Raw genomic sequence first — 23,201 nt, forward strand, 5'->3', positions numbered from 1 at the left:
CGCCGGCGGGGTGACCCTGCGGCGCGTTCTCGCGGAGGATGCTACCGCATGGGGTTCGTCCAGACCTACGCCCGGGTGCTGGGGCTGCTGGCACCGGACAGGTGGGTGGCGATCGGGCTGGCGCTCGCGGCGCTGGCGCTCGCCGGGCTGCAGTTCCTGGAGCCGGTGCTGTTCGGGCGCGTGGTGGACGTGCTGTCCGGCGCGGACCGGCTGCCGCCCGATGAGGTCTGGCGGAAGGCGATCTCGCTGCTGGTGGTCTGGGCCGCGGTGGGGCTGACGGGGATCGCGGCCAACGTGGCGGTGTCCCTCCTGGCGGACCGGATGGCGCACCGGAACCGGCTGGCGGTGATGCACCGCTACTTTCAGCACGTGCTGGCGATGCCGCTCTCCTTCCACGGGGACACGCAGTCCGGCCGGTTGATGAAGGTGATGCTGGTCGGGACCGATCACCTCTTCGCGATCTGGCTATCCTTCTTCCGAGAGCACCTGACCACCTTCGTGGGGCTGGTGGTGCTGCTGCCGATGACGGTGCTGATGAATTGGCGCTTGTCGATCGTGCTGATGGTGCTCGTCGTCGTCTTCGCGGCGGTGTCCGCCTACGTCATCGGCAAGACGCAGGAGGCCCAGGAGACCGTGGAAGGGCTGCACACCCAGCTGGCCGGCAGCGCGCAGGACGCGCTGTCGAACGTGGTGGTAGTGCAGTCCTTCACGCGGCTGAACGCGGAGGCAAAGCTCTTCGGCGACATCATGCGGCGCGTGCTGGACCACCAGTTCCCCGTGCTGAACTGGTGGGCCGTGGTCTCGGTGCTGACGCGGGCGGCGTCGTCCCTCTCGGTGATCTCGATCTTCCTGCTCGGCACCTGGCTGCATATGCGGGGGCAGGCGAGCGTGGGCGAGATCGTCGCCTTCATGGGCTTCGCGAACCTGCTGATCGGGCGGCTGGAAGGGGCGGTAGGGTTCGTATCCCGGCTCTTGATGCAGGTGCCGGGGCTGCGGGAGGTGTTCTCCGTTCTCGATGCCCGGTCGAGCGTGCCGGAGAAGCCGGATGCGGTGGACCTTCCGCGGGTGCGGGGGGAGGTGGTCTTCGAACGGGTGGCCTTCGGGTATCCAGGCGGCGGCCGGATCCTGAACGACGTGTCCTTCCGGGCCGATCCGGGGAAGACGATCGCCCTGGTGGGCCAGACCGGGGCGGGCAAGTCCACCGCCATGTCGCTGCTGCAGCGGCTCTGGGATCCGATCGAGGGGCGGATCACGATCGACGGGCACGACCTGCGCGACATCTCGCTGGAGAGCCTGCGGCGGAACGTGGGCGTCGTGTTCCAGGACGCGATGCTGTTCAACCGGACGATCGTGGAGAACCTGCTGATCGGCCGGCCGGAGGCAAGCTCGGAGGAGATCGAGCGGGCCTGCCGGATGGCGGAGGCGCACGACTTCATCATGCGCCAGCCCCAGGGCTACGAGACGCCGGTCGGGGAGCGGGGCACGAGCCTCTCGGGCGGGCAGAAGCAGCGGCTCTCCATCGCCCGGGCTCTTCTCAAGGACCCGCCGATCCTCATCCTCGACGAGGCGACCTCGGCCCTCGACGCGGCGACGGAGGCGCGGGTGCAGAAGGCGCTCAAGGCGCTGATGGAGGGGCGCACGACCTTCATCATCGCGCACCGACTCTCCACCATTCGGGATGCGGACGAGATCCTCGTCTTCGAGCAGGGAAAGATCGTGGAGCGCGGGACCTTCGCCGGTCTGGTGGCAGAGGGCGGGCGATTCGCCGACCTGGTCCGGACGCAGCTGGCCGGGGCGTCCGAGACGAAGCAGGCGGCGGCGCCGGTCGCCGCCTGAGGGACCGGGGCTTCTGGGCCTCCGGACCCGGGAGCCTCGTCGCGGTCGCCGGACCGTGACCGGTCGGCGACATGACGTCCTTGTAATTCCGGGTTCAGGGCTGGCAGGGTCTGTCACCCAGACCTGTTGAGGAGGCCGCCATGACCATCGCGACGATCCTGCGGGGGAAGGGGAGCCACGTCATCTCCGTCCTTCCCGGAGACCGGGCGCGGGAGGTGGCGCGGACGCTGACGCGCCACCGGATCGGCGCCGTGCTGGTGCGGGACCCTGACGGCCGCGTTCTGGGCATCGTGTCCGAGCGCGACATCGTCCGGGCCTTTGCCACGGCGGGGGAGTTGCCGGTTGACCTGCCGGCCGAGGAGATGATGACCCGCTCCCTCGCGACCGTGACGCCCGGGACGAAGATCACGGAAGCGCTGGCGCTGATGACTGACCGACGGGTCCGCCACTTGCCGGTGCTGGAGGACGGGGTCCTCTGCGGCATGGTCTCGATCGGCGATCTGGTGAAGGCGCGGATCGATGCGGCCGTGGCCGAGGCGGAGGCGTTGAAGGAGTACGTCGCCACCGCCTGAGGGCGCCGGCGACCTACCCCGGATCGGGGCAGGACCGTCCCCCGGGCCGGGGCCATTCGCGCGCGGTTGGCTTCACGGCGCGGGGGTGGCATGAGGCGCCGCCTTGCCGCGGAGCGCCCGCTTGTCCCCGTCCCAGCACGTTCTGACCCTTTCCTGCCCGAACCGGCCGGGGATCGTCGCCGCCGTCGCCACCACGATCTTCGAGCATGGCGGCAACATTCGGGAGGCGCAGCAGTACGACGATACCGAGAGCCGCCGCTTCCTGGCCCGCATCACGCTCGACCACCCGGAGGACCGGCTGGATGCCGAGGCCTTGCGCGCGGCGCTGGAGGAGGTGGGACAGCGCTTCGTGATGGCGCTGTCCTTCCGGGACCGGGCGCGGGTCCGGCGGGTGATGGTCATGGTCTCGAAGTTCGACCACTGCCTGGCCGACATCCTGTATCGCTGGCGCATCGGGGAGCTCCCGATGGAGCTGGTGGGGATCATCTCGAACCACCCGCGGGAGGGTTATACGGGTCTGGATTTCGGTGACGTACCCTTCCACCACCTGCCCGTGACGCGGCAGACCAAAATGGAGCAGGAGGCCGAGGTCTGGCGCCTGGTCCGGGAATCCGGGGCGGAGCTGGTCGTGCTCGCGCGCTACATGCAGGTGCTCTCGGACGGGCTGGCCGCGAAGCTGGCGGGGCGCTGCATCAACATCCACCACTCCTTCCTCCCGGGGTTCAAGGGCGCGCGGCCCTATCACCAAGCCCATGCGCGGGGCGTGAAGCTGATCGGCGCCACCGCCCATTTCGTGACCGCCGACCTGGATGAGGGACCGATCATCGAGCAGGACGTGGAGCGGGTCTCGCACGCCGACACGCCCGACGACCTGATCCGGCAGGGGCGGGATATCGAGCGGCGGGTGCTGTCCCGCGCCCTGCGCTGGTGGCTGGAGGACCGGGTGCTGCTGAACGGGTCGCGGACCGTGGTATTCCGGGATTAGGGCCGGTGATGCCGGGACGGGAAGAACCTGAGAGCAGACCGGAGACCCGCCGGGACGTCGCCGAGGCTGTCCCGGAGGGTCCACGCGGGTCTCAGGGACGTCCGGACCGGGCGCCCCTGATCGTCGTGGCGGGTCGCAGCTTCATGGCCGTGCGGAAGTCGGGGCCTCCGCCCCCTGGCCAGACCTCCGTCTTCCACGCGGTGACGCCGAACTGCCGCATGGCGCTCTGCGCGACGGAGCCCGGCGCGGGATCGGAATGGGCCGACCCGGCGGGCACGCAGGTCACCTGCCGGGCCTGCCTGCGGCGCCTCTCGCGGATCGGCGGCCGGCCGGCGGCGCAGACCGCCGCTACAGGATGAAGTCGCCCGCGCCGAGCGACGTCACCCCATGCACGATCGCCGCGAAGTCGTTGCTGCCGTCGCCATTGACGTCCAGCAAGAGCTGCGTGTCGTGGCCGGAGTTGGTGACCCGCCAGCCGAGGGTCGCCTCGCCGTCGCCCGGGTGGCCGTTGGTTCCGACATAGGTCACGTGGAAGGCCGAGAAGTCGAGGCGGTCGCCCTCGGCCCGGTGGAAGTCCCACACGTGGTCCATGGTGTTGCGGGGGCTGTCGGTCAGGCCTGACCACACGAAGCGGTCGGCGCCGGTGCCGCCCGTGAGCTTGTCCGGGCCAGCGCCCCCGATGAGCGTGTCCGCGCCCGCGCCGCCGGTCAGGATGTCGCGGCCGCCCAGGCCGGACAGGGTGTCGTTCCCATCTCCGCCCGCCAGGGTATCGCCGTTCGCCGTGCCGATGCGGCTGATGCCCGGAACCGGAGTCGGGGTCGGAGTTGGCGTCGGAATGGGAGTTGGCGTCGGGGCCGGGGAGGCACTCCACGGCGAGGACGTATCGAGGCCTGGCTCGGTCGTGAGGGTGGTGGTGCCCGAGACGATCGCCGGCCCGTTGGTCATCTGCGCGCTCGTCAGCCCCTGGACGTCGTTGCCGGTGACCTGGGCGGTGTAGGCCGTCTGGTTGAGCAGCAGCCGGGTGCTGACCGAGGTGAGGTCGTTGTCGACGAGGTTGTCGCTGATCTTCAGGGACGAGCCGGCGTAGGGCGTGCCTTCCCCGCCGAAGTGGATGATTGCGGGGTTCTGGCTGTTCGCCCCCTGCTGGATGACGTTGCCGGAGATAACCGCGTTGCCGCCGTTCGGCAGGTCGATGCTGTAGCTGGCGTTCCCGGAGTTGTCGTAGATCCGATTGTCGGTGATCGTGTTCACATGGGCCCGGCTCTTGATCTCGTGCCCGACCACCGCGTCGTGGAAGTAGCTGTCCTCGACGGTGAGCGAGGCGATCTCGCCGATATAGATGTTGTGGGTGCGGCCGTCGCCCCTGCCGTTATGAGCGAACTCGGAATCCTGGATCGTGATGTGGCCGTTCGCCACGGGGTTGCCGAGGATCCCGTTCTCGTTGTCGTGGAAGTAGGAGTTGGTGACCGTCAGGTTGCCGGCCTGGTAACGGATGCCGGCACCGTTCCCGTCCGGCACATGCGCGCCGGAGAAGGAGAGGTGGTCGACCGTCACGTCCGTGTTGGTCGTCAGGATCGCCTTGCCGTTCGGCGGGGCCACGGTGGCGACGAGGTTCGCCATGCCGCCGACGCCCTGGATGGTGATCTTGGTCGTGATCGTGGCGAAGTCGTTCACATAGGTCCCGGCCTGGACGGCGATCGTGTCCCCGTCATGCGAGGCGGCGACGGCGGACGCGATCGTCTTGTAGGTCTGGGTGGCACCGACATTCAGGATGGCCATACGCGTACTCCTTCGGGCGGCGGCACCCGGTGCCGCGCCCTCCCCCGTTGCGCTCCTTGAAAGAAAGCGCGTGTTTTCCCCTGGCCTGCGGACGCCATGCGTTACCGCGGGCGGTGCGAGCTAGTGGCCGCGCCGACGTCGGCGCAACTGCGGGTGGTCGAATTGGCCGGATCCTCCCTCGATTCGCGAGTTGGCGGACTGCGCGCCAAAGGTGGTCAGGAATAATGTCCGAAAGGCATTCTGCCGGACGAACCTGAGCTGGGTCGGCGGTCGCGGACGGCAGCACCGCTCCGGCCACGCTGGGGCGGGAAGCGGCCGGGCGCGCGACGTGTGCGACACGGGCGGCTGGCGCGCGGTGTTGAGGGGCGCGGGCCGGGAGCGCTAGGCTGGTACCATCTGGGGTCCGCGTGCCGATCGCGGGCCGGCCGAGGGAGCCGCGCGTGTCGATCATTGCCCGCATGGCCGCATTGAAGACCGGAACGGGGAACGGGGCCTTTCCCAAGATCCCCCGGGCCAAGTTCATCCGGACGCTGGAGCAGCGGATTGCCGACCCCGACAGCATCCGCCAGGCCGTCTCGAGCCTCTGTGGCCCGGCCTCCCTGCTGCGGTCGGTGCTGCTCGACAACCCGGAGATGTACGTCCGATACGCCATCGACATGTATGAGCGTGGGCAGGCGAAGCTCGGGAAGCTCGATGTCGAGCCCAGCTCGGACTGCCGGGAGTGCGACACGAAGGAGAAGGTGGCGGCGGTCGACTGGGTCACCCTCGCCAGCCTGCGGGATTCCGAGAATGACGTCTTCGACTACGACGACGTGGACGATCTGGTCGGCGGCATCACCATGCCGGAGGACCTGGCCGATTGGTTCGAGAAGTGCGGCTACGTCAACGCTCGGAACAACACGAGCGTCCTGCTGACCGAAGGGCGCGACACGCTGCAGGAGGCGTTGGACTGCCACGCCGCGGGGATGCGGACCTGCCTGCTGATCGAGGCCGAGATGATCGACGGGGATGGGAAGGGGAACGCCGTCTTCGCGAATCACTGGGTCATGCTCGGCGACAGCTGGGGCCTGAGGCCCGGCCTGGACGTGGGCTGGGTGGGGTTCCGCGGGGACGGCTACGGCGGGGGAAGCTGGACCGACGATGCCGCCGACCCCTGGGTGGGAGGCAGCCCCGGAAACCACGTCATCGATGACAGGGTCCCCCGCGGAAACGGGGACGAAGTGGACCTGACGCTCTGGTCCTGGGGGGATTGGTACCGGACGAACAAGTTCGGGCCGATGTCCTGGAAATCCTTCGAGAAGCGCTTCCACGGCTACGTCGCGGCCCGGTTCCGCTTCGCCTACTAGGCAGCGGCGGCGCCCGTCAGGGGCGCGCGGCCACCAGCGGCGGGGCGCGCATGACCTGCGCCGCGGCCTCGGCCAGGACGCGGTGGCCCGCCGTGGTGGGGTGGGCGGGGTCCCAGTAGAAGAAGCGGGCGGGGTCGGGGCACTGGGTCCCCTCGCCCGTCGTGTTGCCCTGCCAGCAGACCTGCCGGGCCTCGGTGAAGCCATGCCGGGCGGGGTCGGCCACGACGGCGCGGTAGGTGGCGAACGCATCGAAGACCCGCAGCTCCAGGCCGCGCTGCTCGGCGATGGCGCGGATCGCCGGCACCAGAGCCTCGTTCAGCGCAACGCTGCGGGCGGTGGCGTTGGCGGCGATTGCCGGGGTGTCGAGGGCGTAGCGGGGGACGATCCCGCGGTCCGGCACGGTCACAAGCAGGAAGCGCCGCGCGCCCCGGTCGGCCAGGGCGCTGACGAGGGTGGCGACGTTCCCGACCGTCTGCTGAATCGCGGTCGTGGCCTGGGGGCCGTCCACGCCCTCCGCGCGGAAGATCGCGGCGAGGTCGTTGGCGCCGAGCCACACGACGTGAAGGGCGGCCGGGTCGGCGGCCGGGTGGGCCGCCAGGTACTGGGCGAGCTGGTCGGTGCCGTCGCTGCCATTGGCCCGGTAGACCACCGTCGTGCCGCTGGTCGCGCCGCCATAGGCGTAGTTCGTGCCGCCCCGGCGGCTCGCGACCGGGGTTTCGGCGCCGATCAGGGGAGCGAGCAGTTCCACCCAGACCGGGCCGTTGGAGGATCGCTCGGCATAGGGAGGGCGGGGGCTGGCCCCGTTGCGAAGGGTGAAGTTGTTGCCGCCGTCCGAGAGGCTGTCGCCGAAGACGTAGATCGGCTCGGCCGCCGCAGGACCGGCGAGGATGGCCGAGAGGGCGAAGGCGGCGAGGCGTGCGATGCGGCGGGACATGGCGTTTCTCCCTGGCGGCAGCGTTGTGCCGCCGATGGACAGGCTTCCCGGTGTGCCTGGAAAAGTCAATGATATGACCTAAATCAGGGGGCGCGCTGGGCGCCCGGGCCTGCGATGCACCGCCGCGGCTTGACCTGGGCGGGGGCGCCTGCCATCGGTCCCGGCCCTTCCAAGCCTGAAAGATTCCTGTCTCCGATGCCCGCGATCACGCTGCCCGACGGTTCCGTCCGCTCCTTCGATGGCGCGGTGACGGGGACCACCGTGGCCGCGTCCATCGGACCGGGCCTGGCGAAGGCGGCGCTGGCGATGGAGGTGGACGGGGCGCTCCGCGACCTGTCTCAGCCGATCGCCGGTGATGCCAAGGTGCGGTTCATCACGCGCAAGGACCCCGAGGCGCTGGGCATGATCCGGCACGACGCCGCCCATGTGCTGGCGGAGGCGGTGCAGGAGCTGTTTCCCGGCACGCAGGTCACGATCGGCCCGGCGATCGAGAACGGCTTCTACTACGACTTCCACCGCAACCAGCCCTTCACGACCGAGGACTTCTCGGCGATCGAGGCGAAGATGCGGGAGGTCATCGCCCGCAACGCCGCCTTCGTGCGCGAGGAGTGGCCGCGGGACGAGGCGATCCGCTTCTTTGAGGCGCGGGGCGAGCGCTTCAAGGCGGAGCTGATCCGTGACCTGCCGGAAAGCGAGGTGATCTCGATCTACCGCCAGGGCGATTGGCTGGACCTCTGCCGCGGGCCGCACATGCGTTCCACGGGCGATGTCGGCACGGCCTTCAAGCTGATGAAGGTGGCGGGGGCCTATTGGCGCGGGGACCACCGGAACCCCGTGCTGTCGCGCATCTACGGGACGGCCTGGCGCGACCAGAAGGAGCTGGACGCGCATCTCCACCAGCTGGAAGAGGCGGAGCGGCGCGACCACCGGAAGATCGGGCGGGAGATGGATCTGTTCCACCTCCAGGACGAGGCGCAGGGGTCCATCTTCTGGCATCCGAAGGGGTGGCGCCTGTACCGGACGGTCGAGGCCTATATGCGCCGGCGGCTGGACGCGGCCGGCTACGACGAGGTGAAGACGCCGCAGCTGCTCGATCGGCGGCTCTGGGAGGCATCCGGCCACTGGGAGAAGTTCCGGGAAAGCATGTTCATCGCGACGGTGGAGGATGAGTCCGAGAAGGACCGGGTCCTCGCCCTGAAGCCGATGAACTGCCCCTGCCACGTGCAGATCTTCAACCAGGGCATCCGGTCCTACCGGCAACTGCCGCTGCGCATGGCGGAGTTCGGGGCGTGCCACCGCTTCGAGCCGAGCGGGGCGCTGCACGGGATCATGCGGGTCCGGGCCTTCACGCAGGACGATGCGCACATCTTCTGCACGGAGGACCAGATCGCCGCCGAGACGGTGCGCTTCGTGGAGCTCCTCGCCTCGATCTACCGGGATTTCGGCTTCACCGGGTTCCGGGTGAAGTTCTCCGACCGGCCCGCCAAGCGGGCGGGCACGGACGCGACCTGGGACCGGGCCGAGGGGGCGCTGCGCGAAGCCTGCGCGACGGCCGGCGTCGAGTACGAGTTGAACCCCGGGGAGGGCGCCTTCTACGGCCCGAAGCTGGAATTCGTGCTGCGGGACGCGATCGGCCGGGACTGGCAGTGCGGGACGCTGCAGGTGGACTTCGTGCTGCCAGAGCGGCTCGACGCCGAATATGTGGGCGAGGACGGGGCGAAGCACCGGCCCGTCATGCTCCACCGCGCCATCCTCGGCTCCTTCGAGCGGTTCCTGGGCATCCTGATCGAGGAGCATGCCGGTCGCTTCCCGATGTGGCTCGCTCCGGTGCAGGTGGTGGTGGCGTCCATCGTGGATGACGCTGCCCCCTATGCCGAGGAAGCGGCGGCGGCCCTGCGGGCGGCCGGTCTGTCGGTGGCGGTGGACATCCGGAACGAGAAGATCAACCGCAAGGTCGCCGAACACATTGAGGCGCGGGTGCCGATCCTGGCCGTGGTCGGCCGGCGGGAGGCGGAGGAGCGGAACCTCGTCCTGCGCCGCCTGCCCGGACGGGAGCAGGAGACGGTGACCCTGGCCGAGGCGGCGGCGCGGCTGGCGGCGGAGGCCGCGGCACCGGACCAGCGCCCGGCCGCGTAACCACCCGGCCGGGGCATCCGGCCGCCTGCGTTCTATTCCCGGTCGGGCGGGGGAACCCCGCCCGACCGGGCAGGTGAGGAACCGGTTGCAGTCGGCCCGGACGCGCACCATAAAATCCCCTGATTTCACTTCCACAGGAGACCACCCTGGCCAGAGGCCCGATTCCGAACCAGCTTCCTGCCCGTAGCGGACCGCGCGTGAACGAGGAGATCCGATCCCCGCAGGTGCGCCTGATCGACCAGGACGGCGAGATGCTTGGCGTGATGAGCGCGCGCGACGCGATGCTCCGCGCCTATGACGCCGGCATGGATCTGCTGGAGATCAGCCCGAACGCCGACCCGCCGGTGTGCAAGATCACCGACTTCGGCAAGTTCAAGTACGAGCAGCAGAAGAAGGCGAACGAGGCCCGCAAGCGCCAGAAGGTCGTGGAGATCAAGGAGATCAAGGTTCGTCCGAACATCGACGACCACGATTACGACGTGAAGATGCGGCAGATGAAGACCTTCATCGAGGAGGGCGACAAGGTGAAGGTCACCCTTCGCTTCCGCGGCCGCGAGATGGCCCACCAAGAGCTGGGCGCGAAGGTGCTGGAGCGCATTCGCACCGAGATGGCCGAGGCGACGAAGGTGGAATCCATGCCCCGGCTGGAGAACCGCCAGATGATCATGGTGCTGGCGCCGAAATAGGCGCCTCGCCCAGAGCGGACGGCCGAAGCGCCCCGGGGAGACCCGGGGCGCTTCGCGTTTGGGGCTAGGCGTTCGCGAGCTTCGCCAGGGTGGCGGCCAGGACGCGGGCGCCGGCGGCGAGCTGGCCGGGTTCGGAGTACTCCGCGGGGTTGTGGCTGATGCCCTTGCGGCAGGGGACGAAGATCATTCCCGTGGGGCAGAGCGGCACCATGAACTGCGCGTCGTGAAAGGCGCCGCTGGGCAGGCGGAGGGTCTTCAGGCCCTGCGCGGTCGCCGCATCTTCCACTGCGTCGGTCACCAGGGCGTCGAACTCCACGGGCAGGGCGTGGAACCGCTCGGTGACCGTCACCGCGCAGGTCTTGATGGCCGTGGCGATCGTGTTCTCGATCGCGTCACCGTTGGTGATCAGCAGCTCCTTGTCCGGATGGCGGAAGTCGATCGTGAAGCGGACGAGGTCGGCGACGGAGTTGGAGGTGTTGGGCTGCACCTCGATGCGGCCGACAGTGAAGCGGAGCACGTCGGTCGGGTCGGTCATGAGGGCGTTCAGGGCAGTGACGGCGCGGATCATGTCCTGCACCGCGTCCTTGCGGAGCGAGAGCGGGGCAGTGCCGGCATGGGCGGTCTCCCCGCGCAGTTCCACGATGAACCAGCGGCTGCCCTGGATGCCGGTCACGACGCCGATGTCGAAGCCCTCCGCCTCCAGGCGGGGCCCCTGCTCGATATGGGCTTCCACATAGGCGTGGGGCTTGCCGCCGAGGGGGCGCTGGGGGAGGTCGGCCTCGGCGGAGCGGTGCTCGTCCAGGGCCTGGCGGAAGGTGACGCCCTCGGGATCCGCCACGGCGTCCCAGGTGTCGGCGGGCTTGAAGTGGGCATACGCCATGCTGCCCATGCAGCCCGGGGCGAAGCGGCCGCCCTCCTCGTTCGTCCAGGCAACGATCTCGATGGAGCGGCGGGTCTGCACGCCGGCCTCGCGGATGGCCTGGACGGCCTCGAGGCCGGCGATGACGCCCCAGATGCCGTCGAAGCGGCCCCCATTGGGCTGGGTGTCCATGTGGCTGCCCGTCAGGATCGGGGCCTCGTTCGGCTCCGTGCCCTCGTGACGGAGAAAGAGGTTGCCGAGCTCGTCGACCGAGACGGTCAGGCCGAGATCCGTGGCCCAGCGGATCAGGAGGCGTCGGGCCTCCCGGTCCAGCGGCGTGAGGCAGGCGCGGTTGACGCCAGGGGAGCCATCGGCGCCGGTGATGGCGCCGAGCTCCGCCATCTGCATCAGCCGGTCCCACTGGCGGGATTCGCTGACGGCCGCGACGAGGTGGGGGGCGGTGCTGGCGCTCATGACGGGTCCTCTTGGCGGCTCGTCGGGGAATGCACGCGGCGGGCCGCGATGGGGCCAGGGCGTGGACGGCGGGCTTGTTTGCAGCGGCCGGGCGGGTGGAATCAACCCGTGGCCGGGGGAGGACGTGGTGGCGCGGGAAAACCTGTTCGGGATCGAGGCCGGGGATGTGGCGCCCCGGCTGGCGGAGGCGAACGCGGCGCTGGTGGCGCGGCGGGACGCCATCCTGGCCGCGCTGGAGCGGGTGCCGGACCCGCTGCCGGACGCGGATGCAGCGGCGCGGGCATTCCGCTTCGCCGGGCAGATCAAGGCCGCCATCGCCGAGACCCGGTCCACCAAGACCGCGGATTGCGGGCCGCTGCGTGCGGCGCAGAAGGCCGCGGACGGATTTTTCGAGGAGGTGTCACGGCCGCTGCAGCGTGCCCTGGCGCGAGTGGAGGCGCTGCTGACCCGTGCGGCGGCACCCCCGCCCCCCGTGGCCGCGACGCCGCCCGCCATGGCCGGGGCGGCCGCGCCGGAGGTCGTGGCGGCCAAGCCCGTGCCGCCCGCCGTGCCGGTGGCGGCGAATCTGCCGCTCGTGTGGAAGGCGGAGCGGGTGAACCGAGCGGCGCTCGATCTCGAAGCGCTGCGGGAGCATTTCACCGACACGGAGCTGGACCGGGCGGTGGCGCGCTGGCTGGACGCGAACGGGCCGGGGGACCTGACCGGCGTGAGCTGGCGGCAGGTGGTGGAAGCGCCACGGAACCGTGGGCCGGCGGAGCCGATCTGAGGCACGGTGCCGCGTCGGGACGGGGTTTGTACCGTCCGTCCAGAAAGGCCCCCCGCCCCGCGGAGTGGACGCAAGACGCAGTGACGGAGATGGCGGAATGAAGCAGTCGGCGCTCTCGACGCATGTGCTGGACACGGCGAACGGCATCCCGGCCGAGGGGATGACGGTGGAGCTGTGGCGGATGGACCCGTCGCCGGAGCTGGTGGTGCGCGGCGTGACGAACGGCGATGGACGGACGGACGGACTGCTGCTGCCGCCCGAGCGCTTCGTGGAGGGGCGGTACGAGCTGCGCTTCGCCGTGGGCGCGTATTTCGCAGCGCGGGGCGAGGGGGCGGGTTATCTCGACGTCGTCGCGCTGAATGTCGGCCTGCGGGCGGGGCAGGGGCACTACCACGTACCGCTGCTCTGCTCGCCCTGGTCCTACTCGACCTATCGCGGCTCGTAAGGTGAGGGGTCGTCGAGGCCGGGCGGCGCGTTCGCGGTCGGGTCCCTCAGGATCAGCGAGGCGTCATTCTCGGAGACCTTGTTCACGCGCTTGCTGACAGGCCAGGCGGCGAGCCATTCGTCCGGGCAGGGGCGGAGAAGGGCCTTCAGCGCCTCCGCCTCGGCGGGTTCCTCGCCGAGCCAGGCGGGCCAGGCCTCGCGCGGCAGGATCACGGGCATGCGATGGTGCAGGGGCTGCTGCTTCGGGGCCGCGTCCGTGGTGACGATAGAGTAGGTGCGGAGCCAGTTGCCGTCCGGGTCCTTCCAGTTCTCCCAGAGGCCGGCGAAGGTCATCGGGTCGCCGTTCTTGAGCGCGACGGCAAAGGGCTGCTTCGGGTCTTTCGATCTCGCCTCCGCCGGGGAAAGCCACTCGTAGAAGCCGTCAGCCGGGACGAGGCAGCGGCGCTTGCGGAAGGCTTCCCGAAAAGACGGCTTTTCGGCGACGCCGTCCGCGCGGGCGTTGATCAGGCGGGCGCCATCCTTGGAATCCTTCGCCCAGTGCGGGACCAGCCCCCAGCGGAGAAGATCAAGCTGTCGCTCGCCGCTCTCCGGGTTGCGCCGGATCACCGGGCCGTCCTGCGTCGGGGCGACGTTCCAGTTGGGGGCGAAGTTCGGTAGCGGCCGCTCCGTCCGGTTCAGGCGGTAATACTCCGCGAGCCGATCGGGATCGCGTTGGGCGAAATAGCGGCCGCACATGCCGGTTGCTCTCCGTTACCCCGGCTCGCGGCAACTCGCCGCCGAAGCCCGCGTTTTACCCCCGACCGCAACGGACGAAGGAGACGGGTCATGGCGATCGACAGCGACCGGATCAAGGGCGCCGCGAACCAGGTGGCCGGCGCCATCAAGGAGAATGTGGGCGCCGCGATCGGCGACACCAAGACCGAGGCCGAGGGTGCCGCGCAGCGCGCCAAGGGCAAGGTTCAGAACGCCGTCGGCGGAGCCAAGGACGCCGCCCGGGACGTGGTCGACAAGGCCTGATCCCAGCGATCGCAGGAAGGGGCGGGTGGCTACGGGCCACCCGCCCTTTCGTATTGTCGGGCGCGCACTCCTCATGCCGCGCCCGGGTTCTACGGCCCTCAGAACGGCAGGATCGCGTCCAGGATCTGCTGGCCGTAGCGGGGCTGCTGCACGTCGCTGACGGTGCCGCGGCCGCCATAGGAAATGCGCGCCTCGGCGAGCCGATCGTGCTGGACCGTGTTGTCGCTCGCGATGTCCTGAGGGCGGATGATGCCGGTGAGCTGCATGTCCCGCATCTCGTGGTTCACCCGCACCTGTTGGCGACCGGTGACGACGAGGTTGCCGTTCGGCAGCACCTGCGTGACCGTCCCGGCCACGCGCATTGTCACCGCCTCGTTCCGGCGGATGCGCCCGGTGCCCTGGGAGCCGTTGTTCGAGTTCGCCTCGATCATGCGGGACGGGTCGAAGCCCTGCGGGAAGAAGCGCGCGTAGGAGGAGTCCAGGCCGAGGATGCGGGGAATGCCCATGCTCTCGGAGTTCTCGCGCGAGCGCTCGGAGGTGTTCTGCAACTCCGCCTGGTCCCGGATGGAGACGAGAATGGTGATGATGTCGCCGACCGCGGAGGCACGCTGATCCCGCAGGAAGGTGCGGCTGCCCGGCCGCCAGAGGGAGTTGGCCGAGAGGTTGCGCGCGTCCTGCGGGGCCGGCATCGGCATGGAGACCGGACGGTAGTTCGGGTCGCGCGTGGGGTCGGCGATTGGCGCCATGTCGGGCGCGCGGCCGATGCGGGACAGGCGCTCGGCGGTGCCGCAGCCGGAGAGCAGGGCGCCCGTCACGGAGAGGGCGGCGAAGAGGGCGGTCTTACGCATGAGGATTCCTCAGCGGTAGGAGGGGACGGTGCCGACTGGGGCGCCGCCGAAAGCGACACGGACCCGACCGGGACCGATGACGGTGGCCTCCACGATGGAGCGGGAGGCGAGGTTCATGACGGGCACCACGGCACCGCGGGCGGCGGGTTCCAGGGCGCGGCCCTGGGCGGTGAGCGTCATCCCCGGGCTCTCCATCAGCATCGTGACAGTCGCGCCGCGCTCCACGGCGGCGGGGAGGGAAAGGTCGTTCGTGGCGAAGGGCAGGCCCTCTGCGACCGGGCGGCGGAGCGATTGGCCGATGACCTGGGCGGGGTTGGTCGCGAGGCCGGGGCGGACGCGCTCGGCACGCTGGCGGACGACCCGGACATCGCCCGGCCGCACGGTCTCGTTCAGGGCGAGGCGACGGGTGGCGACAACGACCGCGGCGGTCGCCAGGGCGCGGCCGGCGAGGCGGAGGCGCTGAGTGGGCATCCCGTCCGCCACGACGACGAGGGTGGCGGCGAAGCGGTTCGTCACGGTGTCGTAGGTCGGGCCCTCGATCGTCGTCTGCGCGAAGGCCGCAGTGGGGACGAGGGGCGGCGAGAAGCCGGGCAGCTCCAGCTCCGTGTCTCGGTCCATGCCGAGGCGGATGAGGTCGGCGCGGAGAAGGTCCATCACCTCGTCGCGGGCGATGGCGCGTCCGGGGCGCTCCACCGTGACGCTGTCGGCACCGGTCAGCGGGCGCCAGGCGACGCCGTTGGCGCGTGCGATGGCGAAGAGCTGGGCGGGCTCCACGACGATGCGGCGGCCCGGCGCCGGCGCCGGGCCGATGGCGCGGGACGCGTTCGGGCCAGCATTGTCGAAGAGGTCGGACAAGCGGATCTGCGCGTCCTCCACCGTGACCTGCGGGCGGAGGATGGCGAGGTCCTGCGCCTGCGCCGTGCCGGCGAGGAGGACGAGCAGGAGAGCCAGGCGGCGCATCGCGATCACCGCAGCCGCGCCAGGGTCGAGAGCATCTCGTCCGATGCCGTGATCACCTTCGAGTTCATCTCGTAGGCCCGCTGGGCGGTGATGAGGGAGGTGATCTCCTGCACGACGTTCACGTTCGACGTCTCGACGAAGCCCTGCATGACGTTGCCGAAGCCGGGTGAACCGGGCGCGCCCTGCTGCGCAGCGCCGGACGATGGTGTGGCGAGAAGCAGGTTGTCGCCGATGGCCTCCAGCCCGCCCTCATTCGGGAAGACCGCGAGCTGGATCTGGCCGACATTCTGGGACGCGGTCTGGCCGTCCAGCTTCGCCATCACCTCACCGTTCGCGTTGATCGTCACGTCGCGGGCGTTGGCGGGGATGGTGATGCCCGGGGCCACCGGATAGCCCTCGGCCGTCACGATGACGCCTTCCGGGGAGAGGCCGAGCGTCCCGTCGCGGGTGTAGGCGGTCTCGCCGGAGGGAAGCTGCACCTGCAGGAAGCCGTTTCCACGGATGGCGACGTCGAAGCGGTTCTCGGTCTGCTGGAGGGAACCCTGCTCGTGGATGCGGTAGATGGCGGCGGTGCGGACGCCGAGGCCGACCTGCGCGCCGGCCGGCAGCGTCGTGCCGGTATCGCTCGACTGCGAGCCGACGCGGCGCATGTTCTGGTAGATGAGGTCCTGGAACTCGGCGCGGCGGCGCTTGTAGCCCGTCGTGCTCATGTTCGCGATGTTGTTGGAAATGACCTCGACATTGGTCTGCTGGGCCATCATGCCCGTGCCGGCGGTCCAGAGTGCGCGCATGGTGTGTTTCCTTGTGTCTCTGGGTCGCTGCACTAGCTGCGGCGGCGGAGGATGCGCTCGACGGCGTTGCCGATGCGCTCGCCTTCCTTCTCGGCGAACTGCGCGACGAACTGGAACTCGCGCATCTCCGCGGTCAGGCGGGTGAGTTCGAGGACCGGGCGGACATTGCTGCCCTCCAGCGCGCCTTGGACGAGGGCGGGGCGGTCGATCGTCTCGGGCGCCTGGCCGGGGGCAGCGGCGAAGTGGCGGTCGCCTTCCGCGACGAGGCGCTGGGTGTCGGCGAAGCGGACGATGCGGATGCGGCCGATCTCGCCGTTCTCGCTGCTCAGGGTGCCGTCGCCGCGGATGGTCAGGCGGGTGTCGTTCGCCCCGACGCGCAGCGGGTTGCCCCCGTGGTCGAGGACGGCATTGCCCTCGGTGTCCACGATCTGGCCGTCCCCGCCGATCGTGAAGTGGCCGGCGCGGGTATAGCGCTCGCCCTGCGGGGTCTGGATTGTGAAGTAGCCCTCCCCGTTGATGGCGACGTCCAGCGGGTTGCCGGTGGTCTGGACGGCGCCGGGGGTGGCGTCGCGCCAGGTGGCGCGGTCCCAGGAGAAGGCGACGTCGCGGCCGCCGGGCACGGCGGCGGTGTTCTGCTGGCGCTCCAGGTACTGCGCGAAGACAGGGCGGGAGGCGCGGAAGCCCGGGGTTTCCGCATTGGCCATGTTGTGCGCCAGCACGGCGGTCGCGCGGTTCTGCGCAACGAGCCGGGAGAGCGCGATGTAGCCGGGGTTGTCCATCTGCCTCGTCTCGACGGGGTCGTGACGGGGGTAGCGCAACCGCTGTGCCAGGGATTCGGGCGGGGTGCGCGCACGTTCGGTGCCGGCGTGGCGGCAGAACCTGCCGGGCGGGGGGCAGGAAGGGTCGGCAGGAAGGCTTTGTTAACGGCGGTGGCGGAGGATCGCGGCCATCCCAACGATCGGCGACCAGAAGGGTCCATGGCACAGGCGGCGGCACCGGCGGCCGAAGGGGCTCAGGCCCCGGCGAAGAGCGGCAAGAAGAAGCTCGTCCTGATCGCGCTGCCGATTCTGCTGATCGGCGTCGTCGCGGGGCTCTGGTTCACCGGTATCCTGCCGAGCATGCTCGGCATGGGCGCGGCGCACCCGCCGGCCGTGCAGGCGCCGCCGGCCGGTCCGGTCGCGAGCGAGCCGGCGCCGCCCCGGCCGCCGGTTTTCATGGACCTTCCGGAGGTGCTGACGAACCTGAACGTCACGGGCCGCCGCGCGCAGTTCATCCGCCTGAAGGCGAAGCTGGAGCTGTCGCGCCCGGAGGATGCGGCGGCGGTGCAGGCCGCCATGCCTCGGCTGATGGACCTGTTCCAGACCTATCTGCGGGAGATGCGGCCGGAGGAGCTGCGCGGCAGCCAGGGCACCCACCGGCTGCGGGAGGAGCTGCGCGCGCGCGCCGGGCTGGCGGTGCACCCGGTGCGGGTTCTGGACGTCCTCTTCGTCGAGATGGTGGTGCAGTGAGCGACCGCGGCATGAACCCCGATCGCGTGCTCGAGCAGGAGGAGATCGACGCCCTGATGCGCCCCGGCGAGTCCGGGACGGAGACGCGCACGGGGATGGAGCGCGTCATCTCCAGCGGGCTCATCTCCTATGAGCGGCTGCCGATGTTGGAGATCGTGTTCGACCGGCTGGTCCGGCTGATGAGCACGACGCTGCGCAACTTCACCTCGGACAATGTGGAGGTCTCGATCGAGGGGATCATGTCGCTGCGCTTCGGCGACTACCTGAACTCGATCCCTCTGTCGTCGATGCTGGCGGTCACCAAGGCGCAGCAGTGGGACAATTACGGGCTGCTGGTGGTGGATTCCGCCATGATCTACTCGGTGGTCGACGTGCTTCTGGGCGGGCGCCGCGGCACCGCGGCCATGCGGATCGAGGGGCGGCCCTACACCACCATCGAGCGGACGCTGGTCGAGCGCCTGATCCAGGTGGTGCTGCATGACCTCTCCGCGGCCTTCGAGCCGCTGGCTCCGGTGGAGTTCCGCTTCGAGAGGCTGGAGGTGAACCCCCGCTTCACCGCGATCACCCGGCTGTCCAACGCGGCGGTGCTGGTGAAGCTGCGGGTGGAGATGGAGGACCGTGGCGGCAAGGTGGAGCTGCTGCTGCCCTACGCCACGCTCGAGCCGGTGAGGGAGCTGCTGCTGCAGCAGTTCATGGGCGAGAAGTTCGGCCGCGACACGATCTGGGAAAGCCACTTGGCCGAGGAGCTGCGGCAGACGGAGGTCGCACTCGACGTCGTGCTGGATGACCAGCCGTTGTCGCTCTCGACGGTGATCGGGCTGAAGGTGGGCGACCGCATCATGCTGAACGTGGGGCCGGGCGCGCCGGTCCGGCTGCGATGCGGTGACGTGACCCTGTTCGAGGCGGCGTTGGGTCGGCGGGAGAACCGGCTCGCCGTGCGGATCGAGCGTGAGCTGCTGACGGCGCCGAAGGGAGATGCGGCATGAGCGGGATCGAGTGGGCCGTCCAGGGCGTGCTGCTTCTCATGCTGGGCGTGGCACTGCCCTTCATGGTGCGGCTGCAGCGGCAGATCGCGGCGCTGCGACGGGACCCGCAATTGATCGCCGAGGGGGCGGAGGGCTTCACCCAGGCGGCGCGGGAGGCCCAGGCCTCGCTGGACCGGATGCGGGGCATGGTCGAGGCCGGCGGCCGGCACCTGGAGGAGCGGGTGGAGACGGCAGGGGCGCTGCGCGACGACCTGCGTTTCCTGATCGAGCGCGGCACGGCGCTGGCGGACCGGATGGAGGCGCTGGTCACGCAGGCCCGGCCGCTCGCGGCCGACCCCTCGCGCGCGGCCGCCCAGCCCGCAGGCGGGGCGGCGACAGGTTCACGGGGTGTTCATCCGTCGGGCGGTAATCCTCAGCCCGCCGGATCGGTCGGGGCTGCGCCGGGCAGCACGCCGGGCGGCGCCTATCCCGCGCCGCGCAGCACGGCGGAGCGGGACCTCCTCCAGGCCTTGGCCCGCGCAAAATGAGGCGATCCATGCCCCGTCCCCGCCTGACCCCGATGATCATCGCGGCCTGCGCCGCGCTGGCCATCATCAAGGCCCATTCCCTCTGGACCGCGGCCACCGGGAACAGCGTGGTGGCCCAGGCCGTGGCCTCGACGCCGCCCGCCCCTGCGCCGACGCCGCGGCCGGCCCCCGCGGCCCCTGTGACGTCGCCATCACCCGCAGCCGCGGAGCCCGATCCGGTGGATGCGGCGGAGCGGTCCATGCTGTTGGCCCTGCGCGAGCGGCGCGGCGAACTGGAGGCGCGGGAGGGCGCCCTCGGAGCACGGGAGGCGGTTCTGGCCGCGGCCGAGCGGCGCCTGACGCAGCGTCTGCAGGAGCTCGGCGCTCTCCAAACCCGGCTGGAGGCGCTCGAGCGCGGCCGGTCCGAGCGGGAGGAGGAGGGCTGGCGCGCCCTCGTGCGGACCTACGAGTCCATGCGCCCGCGAGACGCCGCCACCGTCTTCGATGACCTCGAGATGCCGGTGCTGGTGCAGATCGCCCACCGGATGCGCGAGGCCAAGGCCGCCCCGGTGATCGGCTCCATGCGACCGGAGCGGGCGCGCGCCCTCACGGCAGAGATCGCGCGGCTGCGGGCGCAGGGTCAGGGCCGGTGATCCTCGCCCGGTCCGGATGGGGGCTGCTGGCGGCGCTGGCGCTCCTCGGGCCGGTGCGGGCGGAACGACTGGGCGTGCGGCTGGGGGACCACCCAGGCTTCGGGCGCGTGGTCGTAGACCTGACCGATCCGTCCCGGGTGCCGCAGATTCGGCAGCAGGGAGGTGAGGTCGTGCTGCGCCTCGGGCCCGGCACCGAGTTCGACATCCCGGCGTCGCGCCCGCTGCCGCGGAACGTCCAGGCCCTACGCGCGGAGGACGGGGCGCTGCGGATCGGGACCCGTCCTGGCGCGCGACTCCGGCAGCAGCGGCTGGAGGGGCGCGTGGTGTTGGACGTGCTGGACCCGCCCGCGAGCCCCTCGCCGCAGGCCGCGGCGCCGGCCGCGCCTGTGCAGGATGCCCCCCAGTCGGGTGCGGCCGGGAATGAACCGGCTCGAACTGCAGCGATGGCCCTGCCAGCGCCAGCCACCGGCCGTCGGGGGCGTTCTGTCGCCATCCCTGCCACTGCACCCGAGGGGTTGGCGCCGGGTGCCGCCCCGGCAACCGGCGGTGTGGGGGGGGCGGCGCCTTCCGCCATGCCCTCTCAAAACCAGCGAGCGCAGGCGCGGGGACGGCGCGGGCGCCCGGAGCCAGCGACCGCTGCGGCGCCCCCGACTCCACCTCCGCCCATCGCGGTCCCGGCCGCACCGCCACTCGCCCCGGCGGTGGAGACACCGCCTCCACCGCCCGTGCCCGCCGGGCCGACCGTTCGAGTCGTGCGGGGTGAGGGAAATCCGGCGCTCCTGCTGCCCTTACCCGACGAGGCGGGAATGGCGGTGCTGCGGCGCGGCGAGACGATTCTCGTCGTGACGGATCAGGGCGGGCCGCTGGATCTGTCGGCGCTGCGGGACGACCCGGTCTTCGGAGCGGCGGATCTGGTGCCGACGCCGGATGCGACGGTCCTTCGGCTCCGTCTTGCGGCACCGACGGTGCTGCGAGCGCGACGGGACCGGCACGGCTGGCGGCTGGAGGCGGCGCGGGACACAGCGCCCGAGCGGTCCGTGACCGCAGAGGCCGAGGGCGGGCGGCTGCTGCTGCGCGCCGGGGCGCTGGGGCGTCCCGTGCCGGTGCTCGACCCCGAGACGGGGCTGCCGATCCTGGTCGGTACGACACGGGAGGCCGCCTTCTCCGTGCCGGCCGGGTGGCGCCTGCCGGCGGCGGAGATGCTGCCAACCATGCTTGGCGTAGCGGTGCTGGCGCGGGCGGACACGGCTTCGTTGCGGCGCGCGGGGGACCGGCTGGCGCTCTCCGGCGTGGGGAACCCCGGGGCGGCAGGGCGGGACCTGGCCGCGTTGCCGATGACGCGGCTCTTCGACTTCCCCGCGCTGGACGCCGGGGCGGCGCAGGAGCGGCTGCGGCAGCAGGGGGCGGGGATCGCGGCGGCGCCGCCCCTCACGCGCCTGCCGCTGCGCCGGGAGGCGGCGGAGGGGCTGCTGGCGCTCGGCCTGGCGCAGGAGGCGCAGGCGATGACGCGCCTAGCGCTGCAGGAGGACCCGCGGGCTGGGACCGATCCGCGTTTGGCCGCGGCCCATGCGGCCGCGGCGCTGCTGGCGGGACGATCGGGTGAGGCCGGTGCCCTGATCGACGGCAGCCTTCCGGTGACAGATGAGACGGCGCTCTGGGGTGCGTTGGTCCGGGTCGAGCGGGGCGAGGTGGCTGCCGCGGCCCCGGCGGTCGCGTCGACGCTGCCGCTGCTGCTCTCCTACCCTTCGGCTCTGCGGGAGCGGTTGATGCCGCTGGCGGCAGAGGCGCTGCTGGCGGGGAACGAGCGGGGCGCGCTGCGGCGGCTGCTCGCCGCCGCTGGGGATTCGCCCGCCATGGGCTATGCGCGGGCCCGGTTGGCCGAGGCAGATGGCCGGACCGATGATGCGTTGGCACTGCTCGCCGGCCTGGCGGAGGGAAGGGACCGGCTGGTCCGGGCGCGGGCGCTGCGGCGCTCCGTCGATCTTCGGGTGGCGAGCGGGGCAATGGACGCCGCGGCGGGGGCGGCGGCGCTGGAAGCGGCGCTCTTCGCGTGGCGCGGCGACGCGGAGGAGTTGGACGCGCGGCTCCGGCTGGCAACGCTGAAGCGAGAGGCCGGCGATGCACGCGGCGCGCTCTCCCTGTTGCGGGAGACGGCGGCACTTTTTCCGGACCGGGCTGCGGCGATGCGAGCGGCGCAGGAGGAGGCGTTGCTCGGCGTGCTGGCGCGGGAGCCGCCGCTGGTCGCGGTCGCGATGGCGGAAGTGCACGCGGAGCTCTTGCCACGTGACACGCGCGGAACGGAGGCACTTGGCCTGCTGGCGGATCGGCTGGTTGCGCTGGACCTGCCGGCGCGGGCCGTTCCGCTGGCGCGCCAGGCGCTGGAGCGCGCGCCAGCGGAGCAGCGGCCCGCGGCAGGCGCGCGGCTCGCCTCGGTGCTGCTCGCGACGGGCGATTCGCGCGGCGCGTCCGCGGTGCTGGAGGAAACTGGGGGCGCGGCTCTTCCCGCGGTGCTGGCCGCGGAGCGCGCGCTGCTGTCCGCGCGCGCTCTGGCGGGGCGCGGAGAGGGCGAGACGGCGGTGGCGCTGCTGCGCGGGATGGGCGAGGCCGGGCTGGGTCCGCTCGCCGAGCTCCTCGCGGCACGGCAGGACTGGACCGGGGCCGCGGACGCGCTGGCCGCAAAGGCGGCCCTGACGCCGGAGACGCCGGCATTGCAGCGCGACGCTGTCCGGGCCGCGGCCTTCGCGGCGCTGGCGGGCGATCCGGCGCGGCTGGCGGCGTTGCGGGCCACATGGTCTGAGCGCCTGGCGGGCGGGCCGCTGGGTGCGGCGCTCGACCTGATCACGGCCGATCCGGTGCGCGGCCTGTCCGACCTGCCACGGCTCGGGCGTGAACTGGACCTTTTCCGGGGATTTCCCGTTGGACTGGAGGCCTTCCGGACGGCTGCCGCAAGTTCAAGGTGAGCCACGCGTGGGGCGGGGGGGTGGTCCGCAAGATTTTCGGCCTTGGGGGCAGAATTTCACTTGCGATGGGGGGGCTGCGGCCTCATATGGCGCCCCCGTTGACCTGATCGAATTCACGATCGCCCTGGTCATCGCCGGTAGGGAATGGGGGCCTG

General features: G+C 71.2%; 23 protein-coding genes. 15 read left to right on the plus strand and 8 right to left on the minus strand.

The window, feature by feature from the left end; translation table 11 throughout:
• The first annotated feature begins 48 nt into the window (after window positions 1–48).
• From ACP6CK_RS01150 to ACP6CK_RS01165, 4 genes are all read left to right on the plus strand, one after another.
• The gene (locus tag ACP6CK_RS01150) at window positions 49–1,836 is read left to right on the plus strand and encodes a glucan ABC transporter ATP-binding protein/ permease (RefSeq protein ID WP_426956939.1); all 1,788 of its coding nucleotides are present in this window, start codon (window positions 49–51) and stop codon (window positions 1,834–1,836) included.
• Window positions 1,837–1,976: 140 nt separating this feature from the next.
• The gene (locus ACP6CK_RS01155; protein WP_426956940.1) at window positions 1,977–2,408 is read left to right on the plus strand and encodes a CBS domain-containing protein; all 432 of its coding nucleotides are present in this window, start codon (window positions 1,977–1,979) and stop codon (window positions 2,406–2,408) included.
• A 121-nt stretch (window positions 2,409–2,529) separates the two neighbouring features.
• Window positions 2,530–3,393: a formyltetrahydrofolate deformylase gene (gene purU / locus ACP6CK_RS01160; protein WP_426956941.1), complete on the plus strand. Its 864-nt coding sequence runs from the start codon at window positions 2,530–2,532 to the stop codon at window positions 3,391–3,393.
• A gap of 143 nt (window positions 3,394–3,536) precedes the next feature.
• On the plus strand, window positions 3,537–3,752 hold the full coding sequence (locus ACP6CK_RS01165; RefSeq protein WP_426956942.1) for a hypothetical protein: 216 nt from the start codon (window positions 3,537–3,539) through the stop codon (window positions 3,750–3,752).
• Here ACP6CK_RS01165 and ACP6CK_RS01170 read toward each other — a convergent pair.
• The gene (locus ACP6CK_RS01170) at window positions 3,742–5,172 is read right to left on the minus strand and encodes a M10 family metallopeptidase C-terminal domain-containing protein (protein ID WP_426956943.1); all 1,431 of its coding nucleotides are present in this window, start codon (window positions 5,170–5,172) and stop codon (window positions 3,742–3,744) included. The genes ACP6CK_RS01165 and ACP6CK_RS01170 overlap by 11 nt on opposite strands.
• A gap of 440 nt (window positions 5,173–5,612) precedes the next feature.
• Between ACP6CK_RS01170 and ACP6CK_RS01175 the strand changes: the two genes are divergently transcribed.
• Complete coding sequence (locus ACP6CK_RS01175; protein WP_426956944.1) at window positions 5,613–6,518, plus strand: hypothetical protein; 906 nt, start codon at window positions 5,613–5,615, stop codon at window positions 6,516–6,518.
• Window positions 6,519–6,534: 16 nt separating this feature from the next.
• On the opposite strand, the gene ACP6CK_RS01180 is transcribed toward ACP6CK_RS01175, so the two are convergent.
• Window positions 6,535–7,452, minus strand: a complete 918-nt coding sequence (locus ACP6CK_RS01180; protein WP_426956945.1) for an SGNH/GDSL hydrolase family protein — start codon at window positions 7,450–7,452, stop codon at window positions 6,535–6,537.
• 195 nt (window positions 7,453–7,647) lie between these two features.
• On the opposite strand from ACP6CK_RS01180, the gene thrS reads away from it, so the two are divergent.
• Window positions 7,648–9,588 (plus strand): threonine--tRNA ligase, encoded by a 1,941-nt coding sequence (gene thrS / locus ACP6CK_RS01185; RefSeq protein ID WP_426956946.1) that lies wholly within the window; start codon window positions 7,648–7,650, stop codon window positions 9,586–9,588.
• A 161-nt stretch (window positions 9,589–9,749) separates the two neighbouring features.
• Window positions 9,750–10,274 carry a translation initiation factor IF-3 gene (gene infC / locus ACP6CK_RS01190; RefSeq protein ID WP_426959842.1) on the plus strand — a complete coding sequence of 175 codons (525 nt, stop codon included), beginning with the start codon at window positions 9,750–9,752 and terminating at the stop codon, window positions 10,272–10,274.
• A gap of 64 nt (window positions 10,275–10,338) precedes the next feature.
• On the opposite strand, the gene ACP6CK_RS01195 is transcribed toward infC, so the two are convergent.
• The gene (locus ACP6CK_RS01195) at window positions 10,339–11,607 is read right to left on the minus strand and encodes a M20 family metallo-hydrolase (protein WP_426956947.1); all 1,269 of its coding nucleotides are present in this window, start codon (window positions 11,605–11,607) and stop codon (window positions 10,339–10,341) included.
• Window positions 11,608–11,734: 127 nt separating this feature from the next.
• On the opposite strand from ACP6CK_RS01195, the gene ACP6CK_RS01200 reads away from it, so the two are divergent.
• Both ACP6CK_RS01200 and uraH read left to right on the plus strand, forming a co-directional pair.
• A complete protein-coding gene (locus ACP6CK_RS01200) occupies window positions 11,735–12,373 on the plus strand; it encodes a hypothetical protein (RefSeq protein WP_426956948.1) in 639 nt (212 codons plus the stop codon).
• 97 nt (window positions 12,374–12,470) lie between these two features.
• Window positions 12,471–12,818, plus strand: a complete 348-nt coding sequence (gene uraH / locus ACP6CK_RS01205; protein WP_426956949.1) for a hydroxyisourate hydrolase — start codon at window positions 12,471–12,473, stop codon at window positions 12,816–12,818.
• On the opposite strand, the gene ACP6CK_RS01210 is transcribed toward uraH, so the two are convergent.
• Window positions 12,803–13,552 (minus strand): SOS response-associated peptidase, encoded by a 750-nt coding sequence (locus ACP6CK_RS01210; RefSeq protein ID WP_426956950.1) that lies wholly within the window; start codon window positions 13,550–13,552, stop codon window positions 12,803–12,805. The two genes, uraH and ACP6CK_RS01210, sit on opposite strands and share 16 nt — an antisense overlap.
• Window positions 13,553–13,642: 90 nt before the next feature.
• On the opposite strand from ACP6CK_RS01210, the gene ACP6CK_RS01215 reads away from it, so the two are divergent.
• On the plus strand, window positions 13,643–13,834 hold the full coding sequence (locus tag ACP6CK_RS01215) for a CsbD family protein (protein ID WP_426956951.1): 192 nt from the start codon (window positions 13,643–13,645) through the stop codon (window positions 13,832–13,834).
• Between the two features lie 98 nt (window positions 13,835–13,932).
• Here the strand turns inward: ACP6CK_RS01215 and flgH are convergent, their stop codons facing one another.
• From flgH to flgF, 4 genes are read right to left on the minus strand one after another with little or no spacing between them, the layout of a single operon-like run.
• Window positions 13,933–14,682, minus strand: a complete 750-nt coding sequence (flgH, locus tag ACP6CK_RS01220) for a flagellar basal body L-ring protein FlgH (protein ID WP_426956952.1) — start codon at window positions 14,680–14,682, stop codon at window positions 13,933–13,935.
• A gap of 9 nt (window positions 14,683–14,691) precedes the next feature.
• On the minus strand, window positions 14,692–15,642 hold the full coding sequence (gene flgA, locus ACP6CK_RS01225) for a flagellar basal body P-ring formation chaperone FlgA (protein WP_426956953.1): 951 nt from the start codon (window positions 15,640–15,642) through the stop codon (window positions 14,692–14,694).
• Between the two features lie 5 nt (window positions 15,643–15,647).
• Complete coding sequence (flgG, locus tag ACP6CK_RS01230; protein ID WP_426956954.1) at window positions 15,648–16,433, minus strand: flagellar basal-body rod protein FlgG; 786 nt, start codon at window positions 16,431–16,433, stop codon at window positions 15,648–15,650.
• Between the two features lie 32 nt (window positions 16,434–16,465).
• Entirely contained in the window at window positions 16,466–17,251 is a 786-nt protein-coding gene (gene flgF / locus ACP6CK_RS01235) for a flagellar basal-body rod protein FlgF (RefSeq protein WP_426956955.1), read from the minus strand.
• A gap of 159 nt (window positions 17,252–17,410) precedes the next feature.
• On the opposite strand from flgF, the gene ACP6CK_RS01240 reads away from it, so the two are divergent.
• The 5 genes from ACP6CK_RS01240 to ACP6CK_RS01260 are packed head-to-tail and all read left to right on the plus strand — an operon-like array spanning window position 17,411 to window position 23,046.
• Window positions 17,411–17,941: a flagellar basal body-associated FliL family protein gene (locus ACP6CK_RS01240; RefSeq protein WP_426956956.1), complete on the plus strand. Its 531-nt coding sequence runs from the start codon at window positions 17,411–17,413 to the stop codon at window positions 17,939–17,941.
• 11 nt (window positions 17,942–17,952) lie between these two features.
• Window positions 17,953–18,927, plus strand: coding sequence for a flagellar motor switch protein FliM (gene fliM / locus ACP6CK_RS01245; RefSeq protein WP_426956957.1), 975 nt, complete (start codon window positions 17,953–17,955; stop codon window positions 18,925–18,927).
• Window positions 18,924–19,454, plus strand: a complete 531-nt coding sequence (locus tag ACP6CK_RS01250) for a DUF6468 domain-containing protein (RefSeq protein ID WP_426956958.1) — start codon at window positions 18,924–18,926, stop codon at window positions 19,452–19,454. The genes fliM and ACP6CK_RS01250 overlap by 4 nt, the downstream gene beginning before the upstream one ends.
• Before the next feature lie 8 nt (window positions 19,455–19,462).
• Window positions 19,463–20,086: a MotE family protein gene (locus tag ACP6CK_RS01255; protein ID WP_426956959.1), complete on the plus strand. Its 624-nt coding sequence runs from the start codon at window positions 19,463–19,465 to the stop codon at window positions 20,084–20,086.
• Window positions 20,083–23,046, plus strand: a complete 2,964-nt coding sequence (locus ACP6CK_RS01260) for a hypothetical protein (protein ID WP_426956960.1) — start codon at window positions 20,083–20,085, stop codon at window positions 23,044–23,046. The genes ACP6CK_RS01255 and ACP6CK_RS01260 overlap by 4 nt, the downstream gene beginning before the upstream one ends.
• Window positions 23,047–23,201: the final 155 nt, after the last annotated feature.

Source organism: Muricoccus radiodurans (genome assembly GCF_050154705.1).
Lineage (GTDB): Bacteria > Pseudomonadota > Alphaproteobacteria > Acetobacterales > Acetobacteraceae > Roseomonas > Roseomonas radiodurans.

Excerpts from the sequence above, each read along its gene's own strand:
- ACP6CK_RS01150 (WP_426956939.1), top strand. The coding sequence starts at position 49 with ATGGGGTTCGTCCAGACCTACGCCCGGGTGCTGGGGCTGCTGGCACCG.
- ACP6CK_RS01155 (WP_426956940.1), top strand. The coding sequence starts at position 1,977 with ATGACCATCGCGACGATCCTGCGGGGGAAGGGGAGCCACGTCATCTCC.
- ACP6CK_RS01165 (WP_426956942.1), top strand. The coding sequence starts at position 3,537 with ATGGCCGTGCGGAAGTCGGGGCCTCCGCCCCCTGGCCAGACCTCCGTC.
- ACP6CK_RS01170 (WP_426956943.1), bottom strand. The coding sequence starts at position 5,172 with ATGGCCATCCTGAATGTCGGTGCCACCCAGACCTACAAGACGATCGCG.
- ACP6CK_RS01180 (WP_426956945.1), bottom strand. The coding sequence starts at position 7,452 with ATGTCCCGCCGCATCGCACGCCTCGCCGCCTTCGCCCTCTCGGCCATC.
- thrS (WP_426956946.1), top strand. The coding sequence starts at position 7,648 with ATGCCCGCGATCACGCTGCCCGACGGTTCCGTCCGCTCCTTCGATGGC.
- ACP6CK_RS01195 (WP_426956947.1), bottom strand. The coding sequence starts at position 11,607 with ATGAGCGCCAGCACCGCCCCCCACCTCGTCGCGGCCGTCAGCGAATCC.
- uraH (WP_426956949.1), top strand. The coding sequence starts at position 12,471 with ATGAAGCAGTCGGCGCTCTCGACGCATGTGCTGGACACGGCGAACGGC.
- ACP6CK_RS01210 (WP_426956950.1), bottom strand. The coding sequence starts at position 13,552 with ATGTGCGGCCGCTATTTCGCCCAACGCGATCCCGATCGGCTCGCGGAG.
- ACP6CK_RS01215 (WP_426956951.1), top strand. The coding sequence starts at position 13,643 with ATGGCGATCGACAGCGACCGGATCAAGGGCGCCGCGAACCAGGTGGCC.
- flgH (WP_426956952.1), bottom strand. The coding sequence starts at position 14,682 with ATGCGTAAGACCGCCCTCTTCGCCGCCCTCTCCGTGACGGGCGCCCTG.
- flgA (WP_426956953.1), bottom strand. The coding sequence starts at position 15,642 with ATGCGCCGCCTGGCTCTCCTGCTCGTCCTCCTCGCCGGCACGGCGCAG.
- flgG (WP_426956954.1), bottom strand. The coding sequence starts at position 16,433 with ATGCGCGCACTCTGGACCGCCGGCACGGGCATGATGGCCCAGCAGACC.
- ACP6CK_RS01240 (WP_426956956.1), top strand. The coding sequence starts at position 17,411 with ATGGCACAGGCGGCGGCACCGGCGGCCGAAGGGGCTCAGGCCCCGGCG.
- fliM (WP_426956957.1), top strand. The coding sequence starts at position 17,953 with ATGAACCCCGATCGCGTGCTCGAGCAGGAGGAGATCGACGCCCTGATG.
- ACP6CK_RS01250 (WP_426956958.1), top strand. The coding sequence starts at position 18,924 with ATGAGCGGGATCGAGTGGGCCGTCCAGGGCGTGCTGCTTCTCATGCTG.
- ACP6CK_RS01255 (WP_426956959.1), top strand. The coding sequence starts at position 19,463 with ATGCCCCGTCCCCGCCTGACCCCGATGATCATCGCGGCCTGCGCCGCG.